Annotated in this window: 10 protein-coding genes; 5 read left to right on the top strand and 5 right to left on the bottom strand. The window is 65.9% G+C overall.

Annotated features, from left to right (window positions below; genetic code table 11):
- Positions 1-31: 31 nt before the first annotated feature.
- The 4 genes from SKP52_RS19045 to SKP52_RS19030 are packed head-to-tail and all read left to right on the top strand — an operon-like array spanning position 32 to position 2,518.
- Complete coding sequence (locus tag SKP52_RS19045; RefSeq protein WP_039577512.1) at positions 32-331, top strand: YggT family protein; 300 nt, start codon at positions 32-34, stop codon at positions 329-331.
- Entirely contained in the window at positions 331-1,227 is an 897-nt protein-coding gene (gene folD / locus SKP52_RS19040; protein ID WP_039577510.1) for a bifunctional methylenetetrahydrofolate dehydrogenase/methenyltetrahydrofolate cyclohydrolase FolD, read from the top strand. The genes SKP52_RS19045 and folD overlap by 1 nt, the downstream gene beginning before the upstream one ends.
- Complete coding sequence (locus SKP52_RS19035) at positions 1,227-1,895, top strand: hypothetical protein (protein ID WP_039577506.1); 669 nt, start codon at positions 1,227-1,229, stop codon at positions 1,893-1,895. The genes folD and SKP52_RS19035 overlap by 1 nt, the downstream gene beginning before the upstream one ends.
- Positions 1,892-2,518, top strand: coding sequence for a MarC family protein (locus SKP52_RS19030; protein WP_039577504.1), 627 nt, complete (start codon positions 1,892-1,894; stop codon positions 2,516-2,518). Before SKP52_RS19035 ends, SKP52_RS19030 begins: the two co-directional genes overlap by 4 nt.
- Before the next feature lie 59 nt (positions 2,519-2,577).
- Here SKP52_RS19030 and SKP52_RS19025 read toward each other — a convergent pair whose 3' ends face one another.
- The gene (locus SKP52_RS19025; protein WP_039577501.1) at positions 2,578-3,267 is read right to left on the bottom strand and encodes an OmpA family protein; all 690 of its coding nucleotides are present in this window, start codon (positions 3,265-3,267) and stop codon (positions 2,578-2,580) included.
- Between the two features lie 215 nt (positions 3,268-3,482).
- Here SKP52_RS19025 and SKP52_RS19020 point away from each other — a divergent pair, with 215 nt between their 5' ends.
- Positions 3,483-4,805, top strand: a complete 1,323-nt coding sequence (locus SKP52_RS19020) for a hemolysin family protein (protein ID WP_039577498.1) — start codon at positions 3,483-3,485, stop codon at positions 4,803-4,805.
- A gap of 111 nt (positions 4,806-4,916) precedes the next feature.
- Here the strand turns inward: SKP52_RS19020 and SKP52_RS19015 are convergent, their stop codons facing one another.
- From SKP52_RS19015 to SKP52_RS19000, 4 genes are all read right to left on the bottom strand, one after another.
- On the bottom strand, positions 4,917-5,156 hold the full coding sequence (locus SKP52_RS19015; RefSeq protein WP_039577495.1) for a hypothetical protein: 240 nt from the start codon (positions 5,154-5,156) through the stop codon (positions 4,917-4,919).
- Positions 5,157-5,326: 170 nt separating this feature from the next.
- Positions 5,327-6,865 carry an amino acid permease gene (locus SKP52_RS19010; RefSeq protein WP_039577492.1) on the bottom strand — a complete coding sequence of 513 codons (1,539 nt, stop codon included), beginning with the start codon at positions 6,863-6,865 and terminating at the stop codon, positions 5,327-5,329.
- A gap of 125 nt (positions 6,866-6,990) precedes the next feature.
- Entirely contained in the window at positions 6,991-9,138 is a 2,148-nt protein-coding gene (gene pbpC / locus SKP52_RS19005) for a penicillin-binding protein 1C (RefSeq protein ID WP_039577490.1), read from the bottom strand.
- A 229-nt stretch (positions 9,139-9,367) separates the two neighbouring features.
- On the bottom strand, positions 9,368-15,208 hold the full coding sequence (locus SKP52_RS19000; RefSeq protein ID WP_081997443.1) for an alpha-2-macroglobulin family protein: 5,841 nt from the start codon (positions 15,206-15,208) through the stop codon (positions 9,368-9,370).
- Between the last annotated feature and the right edge of the window lie 39 nt (positions 15,209-15,247).

Here is a 15,247-nt window from a genome sequence, read left to right as displayed (position 1 = left end):
ACCCTTTTACGGAGAAATCGCCTTGCTTCTCATGCTCCTCCAGATCGTCCACATCATCCTGACGGTCCTGTGGTGGTTCATCATCGCGCAGGCGGTGATGTCGTGGCTGATCGCGTTCAACGTCATCAACACGCACAGCCAGTTCGTCGGCCAGCTTTGGACGGTCCTCGACCGGATTACCGAGCCGCTTTATCGGCCTTTCCGCCGCATCATGCCCGATTTCGGCGGGCTCGACCTGACACCCATGCTGGTGCTGATCATCATCATCATTCTCGACGGTCCGGTGCTTAGCTATCTTGCGCGGCTTGCCTACGCCAACGGGATGGCGTGATGACCGCTGCGCAGGTGATCGACGGCAAGGCTTTCGCCGCCGGCCTGCGGGCGCGGATTGCCGATGCGGTTCCGGCGTTCAAGGCCGCGACGTCGCGTGCGCCCGGCCTGGCGGTCGTGCTCGTCGGCGACGATCCGGCGAGCGCGGTTTATGTCGGGTCGAAGGGAAAGGCGACGGTCGCCGCCGGCATGGAAAGCTTCGAGCATCGCTTGCCCGCCACCGCGACGCAGGACGAGGTCGAGGCCTTGCTGGCGCGGCTCAACGCCGACGAGGCGGTCGACGGCATCCTCCTCCAATTGCCGCTGCCTGGCCATCTCGACGAACAGGCGGCGGTCGCGACGATCGATCCCGACAAGGATGTCGATGGCCTGACCCCGGTCAGCGCCGGACGTCTCGCGCTCGGCATAGTCGGCATGGTGCCGTGCACCCCCTATGGCTGCCTGTTGCTGTTGCAGGACCGGCTCGGTGATTTGTCGGGCAAGGACGCGATCGTCGTCGGGCGCTCGATCCTCGTCGGCAAGCCGATGGCGCAATTGCTGCTCGGCGCGAACTGCACCGTCACCATGGCGCATAGCCGGACCAAGGATCTGCCCGCGCTTGTTCGCCGCGCCGACATTGTCGTCGCGGCGGTCGGGCGCGCCGAGATGGTGAAGGGCGACTGGATCAAGCCCGGTGCGACCGTGATCGACGTCGGTATCAACCGCCTGCCGCCCGCCGACGGTGCGGCGAAGGGGCGGCTCGTCGGCGACGTCGATTATGACAGCGTCGCCGCGGTCGCCGATGCGATCACGCCGGTTCCGGGCGGTGTGGGCCCGATGACCATCGCGTGCCTGCTGCGCAACACGCTCGTCGCCGCGCACCGCCGCGCCGGGCTCGCCGATCCGGAGGGTTTTTGATGCGCTACCTGGCTGTCGCAGTCATGTCGCTTTCGGTGATTGCGGGTGGCGCTGCAGCGGCACGCGAACGCGATCCGCTCGCAGCGAACCCCAGCGCTTTCATCGCCGCCGAGATCGGTTTTTCACGGCTCGCGCAGGAAAAGGGCCAGTGGACGGCGTTTAGCGAAACCGCATCGCCCGAAGCGGTGATGTTCGTGCCGCAGCGCGTGAAGGCGCGCGATTGGCTGAAGTCGCAGAAGGACCCCGCAGAGGCGGTGAAGTGGCAGCCGCATGCGGTCTATATCAGCTGCGACGGCAATGTCGGCGTCACCACGGGTGCGTGGCAGAAGGGGCCGGCGAACGGTTATTTCACGACCGTCTGGCTGCGCGATCCCAAGAAGGGCAAGCTTAGCTGGATCCTCGATCATGGCGATGGCCTGACGAGCGCGCGCGAAGCCCCCGAATTCATCGCATCGAAGCAGGCGGTCTGCGGATCGCGTCCCGCGGTGGCGATCGAAGCGGGCGGTGATGGCGAGGATATGGCCGTCGGCTTGTCGCCGGATCAGACGTTGAGCTGGACGTCGACCGTGCGCGCCGACCAGTCGCGCCGCGTGACGATCCGCCTGTGGGACGGCAAGGATATGGCGACGTTCATCGACGACCAGGTCGCGGCGCCGAAGCAGCCATGATCGACCTGTTCATCTCGGCCTTTGTCACGCTGTTCGTGGTCATCGACCCGCCGGGCTGCGCGCCGATCTATGCCAGCCTGACGACGGGCGCGAGCGCGGCGCAGCGGCGTTCGATGGCGATCCGCGCGACGCTGATCGCGGGGTGCATTCTCGTCTTTTTCGCGATGTTCGGCGAAGCGCTGCTAAGCTTCCTGCATATCGACCTCGACAGTTTCCGCATTGCGGGCGGCATCATGCTGTTCATCATCGCGATCGACATGGTGTTCGAAAAGCGCACCGAACGCCGCGAGCAGCGCGCCGAAAAGGTGATCGCGACCCCCGAGATCGACGATGTTTCGGTGTTTCCCATGGCGATGCCGATGCTGGCGGGGCCGGGCTCGATCGCGTCGGTGATGCTGCTCGTGTCGCAGAATAACGGGATCGACCGCGCCTTTGTCATTTTCGGAGCATTGCTGCTCGTGCTGTTGTTGACGCTCGGCGCGCTGCTCGCGGCGGGGCCGTTGATGCGGATTATCGGCAATAAGGGCGAAGCGGTGATCACCCGCCTGCTCGGCGTCCTGCTCGCGGCGCTTGCCGCGCAGTTCGTCATCGACGGGGTCAAGGCGAGCTTCAACCTCGGCTGACATGAAAAGGGCGCCGCTTTTCGGCGACGCCCTTTCTTTTCCACGGGAATGGAAACGGGTTAGCGCGCCGCGTTGACGTCGGACTGGGTGACCGGCGCGATGCGGATTTCGACGCGCCGGTTGCATTGATAGTCGGCCTCGCTGCGTTCGGGCGAGCATTTCAGCTGCGATTCGCCATAACCAAGCGTCGCCATGCGTGCGCGCTGGATGCCGCGGCCGGCCAGATAGTCGGCGACCGATGCCGCGCGGCGTTCGGACAAGCCCTGATTATAGGTGTCGCTGCCGGTCGAATCGGTGTGACCATAAACGTCGATATAGGTGCTCGGATATTCCGCGAGCGTCGACGCGACGCTGTCGAGCGCGCTGCGGAACTGCGATTTCACCATCGCGCTGTTGAGGTCGAAGGTCACATCGCCGGGCATGTTGAGCACGAGCTGGTCGCCCTGGCGTTCGACATCGATGCCGGTGCCCGCGGTACGCTCGCGCAGCTTCTTTTCCTGCTGATCCATATAATAGCCGACGCCCGCACCGGCGACCGCGCCGATACCCGCGCCGACGATTTCTTCGGTGCGGCTGTTGCGGCCGCCGATCAGGTCGCCGAGCAGATAGCCACCCAGCGCGCCGCCGACACCGCCGATCGCGGCCTTCGATATCTTGCGTTCCCCGGTCACGGGATCGGTGACGCAGCCAGTGAGGGTCATCGCACCCAATGCGGCGATGGTGGTCAGCTTGATCGTGTTGATATTCATTATGTCGCTCCCTTATCCGGTGGCTGCTTATGGTCGTTCGCATTCCACCGTTCATGCCGATAACATATGGCCGACGATCTAGTTCCAGAATCCGACTGAACGATAACTGAGCCGGGTGTTCAGCCGCCATTGTGCATCGCCGCGGCTTTGTCCTATAAGCCCGGCATGACCGACGTAGACAGGGGCTGGGCGCCGACCCGCCGCACGACTGCCCAATGACCCCCTTTCCCTGGTCCGATGTAGCGATCATCGCGGTCCTTGTCCTTCTCAATGGCGTTTTCGCCATGTCCGAACTGGCCATCGTCTCGGCGCGCGACCCGCGACTGCAGGCGGCCGAGAAGCGCGGCAGCCGCGGTGCGAAAATCGCGCGGCAACTGACAGCGGATCCGGGGCGCTTTCTGTCGACGGTACAGGTCGGTATCACGCTGATCAGCATCCTTGCCGGCGCCTATTCCGGTGCCAGCCTGGGCGGACCGGTCGGTGAGCGGCTGCAGGTGCTGTTCGGATTTGACGACGAGACCGCGCTGACGGTCGGCTTCGCCGTCGTAATTGCGGTCACTACTTATTTCTCCCTGATCGTCGGCGAACTGGTGCCCAAGCAATTTGCACTGCGTGCGCCCGAACCGATCGCTATTTTCATCGCGCTGCCGATGCTGTGGCTGTCGAAAATCGGCGCGCCGCTTGTCTGGTTGCTCGATCGCAGCTCGGCGCTCGTGTTTCGCATATTGGGTCTCAATCGCGAATCCGAAGACCGGGTGACCGCCGAGGAACTTCACCTGATCGTCGCCGAAGCCTCAAAATCGGGGGTGATCGAGGAAAGCGAGCGCGCGATCATTTCGGGCGTCGTGCGCCTCGCCGACCGGCCGGTGCGCGAGGTGATGACCCCCCGCATCGATGTCGACTGGATCGACATCGCGGCGGACGCCGAAGCCGTGCGCGCCAAATTGCTGGAAAGCCCCCACACGCGGCTGCCCGTGGCGCGCGGGTCGGTCGACGATATCGTGGGCGTCGTCCAGGCGCGCGATATCGCCGCGGCGCTGTTCCGCGGCGAAGCGCTCGAGGTTGACCGTCTGACCCGGTCGGCGAAGGTCATTCACGACCAGATCGACGCGATGGATGCGCTTGAAGCCCTGCGCGTCGCCGACGTGCCGATGCTGTTCGTCCATGACGAATATGGCCATTTCGAAGGGCTGGTAACCCCCGCCGATCTGCTCGCTGCGATCGCCGGCGAATTCGCGTCGGACCAGGATATCGGCAGCGAGCCCTTCGTCGTCGAGCGCGAGGACGGCAGCCTCTTGATTGCGGGGTCGATGCCCGCGGACCAGATGGCCGAGCGGCTGGGCATCGAACTTGGCGACGACCGTGATTACGCGACCGCGGCAGGCCATGCGCTCGCGATCCTCAAGCATCTGCCCAAGGAAGGCGAGCGCTTCACCGACAGGGGCTGGCGGTTCGAGATCGTCGACATGGACGGACGCAAGATCGACAAATTGCTCGTCAGCGAAGTGCGGGCGCCAAAGGATGAGGATGCGGAGTAGGCGGGCTTAAGGCGAAAAAGATACGGCTGCGCCTGCGCAACGAGGGCCTGCAATTGGCCGCTGGCCTATTGCGGATATTGCGACGCGATCAGCAATCGCCAGAAACCTCCGTCAGCCCAAGAAGCGGCGAAACCAACGCCGCTTTTTTGGAACGGCCGGGGACTGACCGGAAAGCCGCACCAGATAATTGCCCAGGATAGCCGCTTGCTGCTTGGTCATAAGGAAACGAAACAAATCGGGGTCGTGCTTCTTGGCCGCTTCCGAAGATTGTACGCTTTCGAGCCGGAGCATGATGCGGTCCCCTGCATCATGATGTGCCCAGCCAACCAGTGCCCCATAACTCTCCACCATCTCGCCTGCCCCTCACGATTTTCGCGCGACTGATGCCGACCGCCCGTGATGGCTATTACCAGATATTCAGTGGAAAGTCGTCAAACGGTCGATAACGGCCGCGGCCCTGCTCGACACGCTGGTCAAAAGAAAGGGGGCCGAAGCCCCCTTTCCCTTTGCGTTTCGAACCCTCAGCGGAACGACGGAGCCGGGGGGACCGGCGGCGGCGGTGCGTCCGCGTCGTCCTCATGCACCTCGATATGTCCCTGACCCACATGGCTGCGCGAGCGGCTGTAGGCAAAGTAGACGACGAGGCCGATGGCGGCCCAGATCAGGAAGAGGTTGATGCTCTTCTGATCGAGGTTGAAGAAGAGGTAGAGGCAGCCAAGGATCGCAATCGGCGCCGTGATATAGATCAGCGGCGTCTTGAACGGACGATGGCGGCTGGGATCGGTCTTGCGGATCACCATCACTGCGATCGACACCGCGGCAAAGGCGAAGAGCGTGCCCGAGTTCGAGATGTTCGCCAACTGCCCGACAGGGAAAAAGGCGGCGAACAGCGCGACCGCAATGCCCGTGATGATCGTGATCACGTGCGGCGTGTTGAACTTCGGGTGGATCTTCGAGAAGGCTTTCGGAAGCAGGCCGTCGCGGCTCATGACGAAGAAGATGCGGGTCTGGCCGAACATCATCATCAGGATGACCGATGGCAGCGCGAGGCCAGCCGCAAGGCCGATCAGGTTGCCGACCTGCGGCCATCCGATTTCACGCATCGTCCAGGCAAGCGCTTCCTTCGAACACACGACCGCCTGATCGCCCATCGCGGCGCACGCCGCGGCGAGTTCGCGGCTGCCGGGTTCCAGCGCATGCTGGGTCGCAGCATCGATCCCGACCGGTTGCGCGCCGACCGAGCCGATCACGCCGGCGGCAACGAGCAGATAGAAGATGGTGCAGATGGCAAGGCTGCCGATCAGGCCGATCGGCATGTTGCGCTGCGGGTTCTTGGTTTCCTCGGCCGCCGTCGAAACGGCGTCGAAGCCGACATAAGCAAAGAAGATCGAGGCGGCCGCGGCGCCAATGCCGCCAAAGCCGAGCGGAGCGAAGGGCTCGAAATTCTCCATGTTCATCACGGGGACCGCGAGGACGACGAAGAGCGTCAACGCCGCGACCTTGATGACCACGAGGAACGCATTGACCGTCGCCGATTCGCGCGTGCCGATGACGAGCAGCATGGTGACGAGGCCCGCAATAAACATCGCCGGCAAGTTGATCATGCCGCCGTCGAACGGCCCGAGAACCCATGTCGCCGGTATATCTATGCTGAAGGCGTTTTCGATCAGGCCGACGACATAGCCCGACCAGCCCACCGAAACGGCGCCCGCCGCAACGGCATATTCGAGGATCAGCGCCCAGCCGACCATCCAGGCGATCAATTCCCCCATCACGGCATAGCTATAGGTATAGGCCGAACCCGAGACGGGGACCATCGAGGCCATTTCGGCGTAGCAGAGCGCGGCAAAGGCGCAGACGAAACCGGCAATGATGAAGCTGATCATCATGCCGGGGCCCGCCTTTTGCGCGGCTTCGGCGGTCAGGACGAAAATTCCGGTCCCAATGACGGCGCCAATCCCCAGCATGGTGAGCTGAAAGGCGCCCAATGTGCGCGTAAGCGACTTTTTTTCCGCTGTCGCCAAAATGGCATCCAACGACTTTACGCGGTCAAATAGCATAATCTTCCCCTTGGGAGCGGCTGAACTGCCGCCCGTCTCATGGCGGGGCAGACTAGCCGCTCCGCGCGTCAGCGCAACTTAATTTCATGGGGCCAATGCAGCATATAATGGGGACCAGCGGTGCTTTACCGTACGGTAAAGCGCACGCGGTCAATCATTCGGCCGCCTGGATCAACTAGCGCGAGCATATGGACGCCGGGGCGCGGCAGGATTTGTGCACCTGCGTCGGCGTCGCCAAGCGGCTTCTTGTCGAGGAGCAGGCGGTATCCGGCGACCGAGCCGCTGACCGTCACCGCGAGCCGCTGGCGGTCGATCGGGATGTCGGGGTCGAGCGCATAGACGCTGCCGCTGACCGGGCTGGTGATGCGCGGGCGGCGTGCAGCTTGCGGGGCTGCGGCCATTTCACTTTGCGCGGTACCGCGAAGGAAATATTCGCGGCGCGGGGGTTCGCGGGTGCCGGGGAGGACGATCTGGCGCGCCTCGACGCCGGCGGGCATCGTCGGTGGCTTGCCGGGGCGGTCGGCGTGGAGCGCGAGCATCACGTCGCGCCACACCGGCGCGGCGCCCGAGGTGCCCGAGACGGCGCGCATCGAATCGCCCTCGAGATTGCCGACCCAGACGGCGACGGTGAAGCGGTCGGTGAAGCCGATGCACCAATTGTCGCGCATGCCTTTGGAGGTGCCGGTCTTGGCGGCGGCCCAGAAGGGGAGGCGGAGCGCGCTGTCGGCGCCGAAGGCGTCGGTGCGGGCGGAAGCGTCGGCGAGGATGTCGCCGACGATGAAGGCGGCGGCGGGGCCCACGATCTGGCGCGGCGGATGTTGTCGAAAGTGCCGCGTAATATGGTATGAAACGGGCGACCACCTTCCCATATTAGCAAATGTTCTGAATGCGTTAGCTTGTTCTACGAGCGACACTTCGGCGGAGCCAAGTGCAAGGCTGAAGCCGTAATATTCGCCGTCTTCGACGAGGCCATGGTAGCCCAATGCCCAGAGGCGGTCGCGGAATTGCTGGACGTCGTCGATGATGAGCGCGCGCACGGCAGGGACGTTGAGCGACGAGGCGAGCGCGTGGCGGACGCTGACCGGGCCCTTGAAGCTGTGGTCGTAATTCTTGGGGACATAGAGGCCCGAGGCGGTGTCTAGCTGGACCGGGCTGTCGTCGAGGATCGACGCGGCGGTAAGCCAGCCATGTTCGATCACCTGTGCGTAAAGATGCGGTTTCAGCGTCGATCCCGCCTGCCGCCGCGCATTGGCGCCATCGACCATCGCGGCGGTCGATTTGAGGCCGACGCCGCCGACATAGGCGAGGACTTCGCCGGTGGCATTGTCGAGGACGACGACCGCGCCGTCGCGGACGCGGTCCGCGCCGAGGCCCGCGAGCTGGCGGCGCAGCGCGACGATCGCGGCGGTCTGGATGCGGCGGTCGATCGTCGTTTTGACGCGCTTGCCGGGCTGGTCGAGCAGGCGGACGGCGAGGTGCGGCGCGAGGCCGGGGTCGAAGCGCGCGGCATATTCGCCGGAAACGAGCGTCGCGGCGGCGGCGCGGATCGCGGTGCAGTCCTTGGCTTGGGCGACGCGGCAGGCACGGCGGGACAGCGCCTCGGCGCTGGCGGCGGGGTTGGGGAGAAGTCCGGCGAAGAGCGCGGCGTCGGTGCCGGTCATGTCGGCGGGCTTCTTGCCGAACAGGCTTTGCGCGCCCGCGCCGATGCCCTGCGCCTCGCCGCGCAGGGGAAGGAGGTTGAAATAAGCCTCGAGCATCTGTTCGTGCGACCAGTTCGCCGCGAGCGCCTGCCCCGCGCGCATTTGGCGCAGCTTGGTACGCCAGTCGCGCTTTCCCGGCTGCGCGAGGCTGGGGTCGAGGAAAGCGGCGAGCTGCATCGCGAGGGTCGAGGCGCCGCGCGACCGGTCGCCGGCCCGCCCCATCGTCAGGCGCGCCCGGACGGCGCTGGCGACCGCGAGCCAGTCGACGCCGCCGTGCGACCAGAAACGGCGGTCCTCGGCTTTCACGACGGCGGTGCGGACCGCAGGGCTGATGGCGTTCAGCGGCACCCATGCGAGACGGCGGCGTTCGAAATTGACGCGTTCGCTGTCGAGCAACTGGCCGTCGCGGTCGGTGAGCCAGGCTTCGCTGGGTTTCCAGTCGGCGCGGACTTCCGAGAATGCGGGCATCGCGGGCGGGCGCGTCGCGAGATGCGCAGCGGTTGTGAGGATGAGCAGGGCGAGGGCGAGCCATGCCAGCGCGTCACGCCAGCGGCGTTTGCAGGGTAAATTCATTGTCTAAATTAGCGCGTGCTCCCGCGAAGGCAGGAGCCCATCTCCTGCCGGTGCGAGCGTGAACCGATCGGTGATGGGCCCCTGCCTTCGCAGGGGCACAGGGATAGAGAAGCGAAACCCGCTTTTCCCGTTCGCATCGAGCGAAGTCGAGATGCCCATCGGTCGTGCAGGCCTTTGGGATGTCTCGACTTCGCTCGACACGAACGGAAAAAGGGAGAGCGTAGTGGCATCACTGCCCGACGCTCGCCACCGTCAGCGGGGCGTTCGGCCATTGGCCGCGGATCGCGGGCGAATACATCGCCTCGACGCGCGTCGGCGGCAGGGTGAATTTGCCCGAGCCGTTGAGGCACACGACATATTCAACCGCGTGAGTGCCCGCGGGCATCCAGCCGAAATAGCCGCGCCAGCTGTCCTTGCCGCGCTCGACATAGCTGGGCTGCGCGCCCGATCCGCCCGCCTGTTGGCCAAACATTTCGGACTGGCCGCCGAGATTGCCGACGATCGTTGCGCCCGGCGCGACCGGATCGTTGATCACCACCCACGTCCGGCCCGCGGCCGCGACGACCTCAATCCGGATCTTGATCACGTCGCCGCGCGTCAGCCGGTCCTTGTTCGCCGCCTTGACGATGCTGACCGACCGCTTGATCCGGTAGCCGACGTTCAGCGGTTCCTTGAGCGGGACGGCGGCCTTGACGCTGACGGTGGCCCATGGCGTGCCGGTGCCTTCATGCTTGAGGCTCATCGTCGCCGCGTTCAGCGCGACACGCAGCGGCGAGACGGGATCGGCGGGCAGCGGCCAGCTTTGCGAGGCGGAGCTGCCTGACAGACTGATATTGGTGACGCCGGTGATCGCGCTCGCCGGATAGAGGTTTGCGAAACGGCGGACGGTGACGGCGCCCCATGCGTTGGCGGGGGTAGTGTCCCAATGGCCCTTGCGCTGGCGCTGCGCGACGCCGACCATCAACTTGCCCGCGTCATCTTCCCAGCCCTTGCGCCCGAGTATGGCTTCGAGCGCCTTGATCGCCATTTCGTCGCCGCTGGTCATCATCCACCAGGGCGCGCGCGCGTCGTCGACGAGATCGAGGCGCGTGCCTTCATAAACGAGACGCTTGCGGAGCTCGGCCTCGGCTGCGGTGCGCAGCGCGGGGGCGTTCCGCACGCCCGACGTTTTTTCAATCGCGACGAGCCAGTCGGCGAGCGTGCCGGTGGTCATGTCGACCGGCGCGACGTCGATCGCCGACACCAACTGCGCGCTCGACGCATTGTTGCGCGCGAGCGCCGCAAGCGCCGCGATGCGGACGGGACGAATATCCCAGGGGCCATGGCCTTTGCGCGTCAGCCGTCCTTCGACGACCGCTTGAAGCGCCTGGACCATCTTCGCTTTCGACGCCTCGGGGATCGCGAAGCCGTTCGCTGCGGTCACGCTCATCACATAGGCGGTGAGCTCGATCGACCCTTCCATCCGCTCGTTGGGCCAGTAACGCAGCAGCCCGTCGTCATCGAGATAGGTCGGCATCGCGCCCGCGAGCGCCTGCCAGCGTCCGAGGTCGCCGAGGGCGATCGCGCGCGAGGTCGATTGTTCGAAGCAGTTGTACGGATAGGCGCTCATATAATCGCGCACCCCCGTCAGTGGCGGTGCCAGCGTCCCCGCGAGCGCGACATCGACATAGCCGCCGGGCAGCGCGCCTGCCGGAATGGCGATCGGCAAGGTGGTGCCGGGGCCGACGCGGAAGAGGCTGGCGGCCCAGGTTTCGACCGGGATCGCGGGTTCGACCTGCTGCGCAAAGACGAGCCGGTCGCGCGCCTTGCCGCCCTTTTGGGCCGCCTCGACGGTCCATTCGATCGGGCCGGTCGTCTCGGGTGCGGTCATCGACCAGCTGATCGGCACCGCGCCGCCCGCGGGGATGGTGACGGTGAGCGGCGGCGCGGTCGCGACGGCGGGCGACAGCGTCGGGGTCGCTATGACCTCCATCGCCTTGTCGGTGCCGTTGCGCAGCGTGAAGCGCGCGTCGTAAGTGTCGCCGGTGCGGACGAGTTCGGGCATCCCTGCGAAGACGCCAAGATCCTGCACGGTGCGGACACTCGTTTCGCCGGTGCCGAAAAATTGCGAGCCGTCGGTCGCGATCGCGACGAGGCGGAAGCCCGACAGATTGTCGGACAGCGGCACGTCGACGGTGGCGCGGCCCTTGGTGTCAAGGGGGACATTGCCTTTCCACAGCAGGACCGGACGGAAATCCTCGCGCGTCAGGCCCGACAGGTCGCCGCCGCCGCCGCCGCCGGGTTCGAGCGCCTTGCGGCCATAGTGGCGCTTGCCGACGACCTGCATCTGCGCGGTCGAGGTGAGGACGTCGAGCGTGCGTTCGCCCATCATGGCGTCGATCAGCTCCCAGCTTTCGTTGGGGGCGAGCTGGAGTAACGCTTCGTCGACCGCGGCGAAGGCGACGTCGGCATTCTGCGCCGCCTTGCCGCCGGGCGTCTTGACCTCGATCGCGACTTTCGCGGTTTCGCGGACTGCATATTTCTCCTTGTCGGCCTTCACCTTGACGTCGAGCTGATGACCTTCCCAGCCGACCTTGATCCGCGCGATGCCCATGCGATAGGCGGGCTTGGCGAGATCGACGAGCGCGGTCGGCGGCGCGCCCTCGCTATTCTCGATCTTGAAACCGACCGCGCGCTTCATCTTGCGGAACCAGCTTTCCTGCCCCGTCACGCGGCCGCGCACCGCCATCACCGAGACATAGACGTCGGGCGCATAAGTGGCGGGCAGCTTGACCTTCACGACGGGGTTGGTGCCCTTGAGCGGCACGACGAAGCTGGAGAGCACGCCCTCGCGTTCGACGGTGACGAGCGCGGTCGCTTCGCGGAACGGCATGCGGACCTGGAAGCTCGCGGTATCGCCCGCCGCATAGCGCGGCTTTTCGGCGATGACGTCCATGCGGTCGCCATTGTCGCCGCCGAACCACCATTCGTCGTCGCCCGCGAGCCACACCGAGCGGACCGCGCGCGCTTCGTTGCCGTCGGCGTCGAGCGTCGTTGCGACGACGGTGACTTCGCCCGAAATGCCCGGCGCCATCGCGCAGCTCGCGCGGCCGAGCTTGTCGGTCGTCGCGGCGCAATTGGCGGCGAGCTTGGTCGTCCGCATCTGGTTGTCATAGGCATAGAAGCCGCCGATCAGGCGGCGCCGCGCGGTGATGATTTCGCGATTGTAGAGCGCGACCTGCACGCGCTGGCCGCGGATCGGCTTGCCATCGAGGTCGAGCGCGATGAAATTGAGTTTGAGGTCGTTGTCGCGCATCAGCCAGCCGTCGGTCTTGAGCCCGAGGCGCACGGCGGAGGGGTAAAGGGTGATGCGGCGGCTGGAGGTCAGCGTCTCGCCATTGGGATCCTGATAATCCATTTCGGCCGCCATCAGCGTCGGTTCGGTGATCGGCTGGTCGACCGTGACATTGGTCGTCGCGCTGCCGTTCGCGTCGAGTTTGAGCGGCACCGAGCGCGCGAGCGGCAGGTCGGCCGAGGGGGTGTCGCCGCTGTCGTCGAGCTGGACGATGCCTTCCTTGACGGGCTGGCCGTCGAAATCCCAGTCCCGATAATCTTCGGGCGGCGACCAGGATGAGCGGAAATTGGTGCGCAGCTCGACCGGGATATTGGGCGCGGGACCGCCCGAGAGATAACCGACGAACAGCGACAAAGGCACCGCCGCAGGGCGCACGAGCGCGGTTTTCGGGCCTGTGACCGTCGCCTTCATCGTCGGCAGGCGATATTCGTCGACCTTCACCGACTGGTTCGACCAGATCGTCTTGTCTTCGCCGTCCTTGTCCTTGGTGACGAAGACGAGTTCATAATCGCCCATCGGCGCCGAGGCGGGTACGTTCCAGACGCTGTCGCCGCTGCCGTTCGCTGCGATGCTGAAGGGCATTTCAAATTCGGTGTCCGAACCGCGGTGGACGAGACGGAGCTTGCCCTCGAGCGGTTCGGGGGTGCGGAAGCCGAGGCCGACCGGGCGGCGGAGCAGGTGCTTCATATGCACCGTCTCGCCCGCCTTCACGAGCGCGCGGTCGAAGATGGTGTGGAGGATGTCGTTGCGTTCGGACCAGCCATAGGGGAGGTCGAAGTCATAGGGGCGGATGCCGTCGCCCCAGTCGGTGAGGGTGAAGCTGAAATCGTCGCCGGCGCGGGCAGAGACCATCAGGGCATGGCCCTCGCTTTTCGCCATGTCGGGATTTTCTTCGCAGCTCGAATAGGTTTCGGGCTGCGGCAGCCCGCCCGCAAAGGCGAGGCGGCCAGCCTTGTCGGCGGTGCCGCGCGCGAGCAGGCGCCCGGTGCAGCTGTCGGAGACGCGGATTTCGGCGCCCGAAACGGGAAGGCCGGAATCGAGCGACGTCACCCACGCCAGCGACCCCTCGCGGCCCCATTTGAAATGCACCGCCATGTTGGTGACCAGCGCAGAGGTCGCGACGTAGCGCGTCGTCTTGCGGCCGAGCAGGGCGGCGCCGAGTTCGGGGCTGGCGATCTCGACGACGTGGAACCCCTTTTCGGTGAGCGGGATGCCGACAACTTCGAATAGCTTGCCGCCGCCCGGAGGCGAGAGTTGCAGGTCGCGGCGTTCGCCGCCCGAGGGCGCGCCCGCGAACACCGATTTGGTGCCGGTGTAGTTGACCGTGACCTCTTTGCCGCTGCGGTCCTTTTCCTCGCGATAGTCGGTGTCGTCGGCGTCATCGACGCGGCGAAGCCAGCGCGCGATCGCGGCATCGTCGTCGCCGACCCGGAGCGCGGTCGCGGGCATTTTGAGGTTCGCCTGGACGAGCGCGCTTTCGACCCCGCGGACGGTGACGGGAAGGACGCCGCCCTCGCCGGCTTCGAGGATGCCGAATTCGGCGGCGAATTTGACGAGCGGGGGAGCGCGGTCGATGTGGAATTTCAGCGGGAAATTCGACTGGTTCTGCAGGCGCCGGCCGCTCTGGTCGGAGACATCGGCGGGCAGAACGAGCGTCGCGTCGACATTCTGCGGCAGCGGGCCGGTGAAGCGGACGGTCGTGAGCCATGCGTCGTTGCGGTCGTCGTCGGCGATTTTCGGCGCCAGTTTCTTGCCGTCGGCGGTGTTCAGCGTCGCGGCAAGGATGGTTTCGCGCGCGACGGGCGAGGCGAAGCTCAGCACGACATCCTTGATCGGGTTGCAGCCCGCCTGCAGATTGACGCGGCTGCACGACATTTTGGCGGTGAAGGCGGGGCGGACGTCATGGTCGAAACGCTGGTCGCGGCCGGCGGTGCGGCCGGGGACGCCGGCTTGCGAAATGCGCGCGTCCCAGACGAGCGCCATCTCGCGCCCGGGGGGCAGCGGGCGGCGGCATTTGACCGGGATGATGCGGTCGAGCGCGGCATCGCGGTCGGCGCCCGCGGCGGGGAAGCGCTGCGGCAGGCCGGCGTCTTCGGTGAAGGACTGGCGCGACCAGTTATTCTCGCCCAGCCCGGTCAGGATTTCGGTCGCGGTTTCGCGCGGCAGGACGTCGAGCGGGATCTTCTCGCCGATGCCGTCGACGGCGCAATAGCCGTAGCGGCCGACCGAGGCGCGATCGGCGGCGACATTGGTGGCGACGAGGAAGATCTGGTTTTCCTCGATATCGCCGCCGATGCCGCCCGCGAGCACGGCGCGTGCCGAGGGACCGCCGGTGTCGAGCGCGAAGCGGCTGTTGCCGACGACCGACACGCCGCGCGCGGTGGTCAGGCCATCGCGGAGTTCGACATGGCAGGCGAGCCCGCCGGGGAGCGGTTTGTCGAATTCGAGCACCCAGGTGCGCGTGTCGACCCAGCGGGATGACGCGGGGAGCTTGCAGTCATTGGTCGCAGGGGCCTGGGCGCGGGGATCACCGAGCGGGACCATGTCTTCGGAGAAACGCAAGGTAAAGCGGGTGATCGTGCCGTCGCCGCTGCCCGAGCTGCCGGGGGTCGCGAGCGTGACCTGTGGGACGGTGTCGGCGGCGGTGGCCGCCATCGCAAGGGTGAGGGGCAGGATCAGCGCCAGTTTTGCCTTGCCGGCCAATGCTGTAGCCAGCGCGCGCCATCGCATACCCATTACCCGCTCCCCCTTCGGTCCGAACATCTATCCTGCTGG

It is taken from the genome of Sphingopyxis fribergensis (assembly GCF_000803645.1).
Classification (GTDB): Bacteria; Pseudomonadota; Alphaproteobacteria; order Sphingomonadales; family Sphingomonadaceae; genus Sphingopyxis; species Sphingopyxis fribergensis.
The sequence above is the reverse complement of the archived record's forward strand: the minus strand, read 5'-3'. Positions and strand labels throughout refer to the sequence as shown.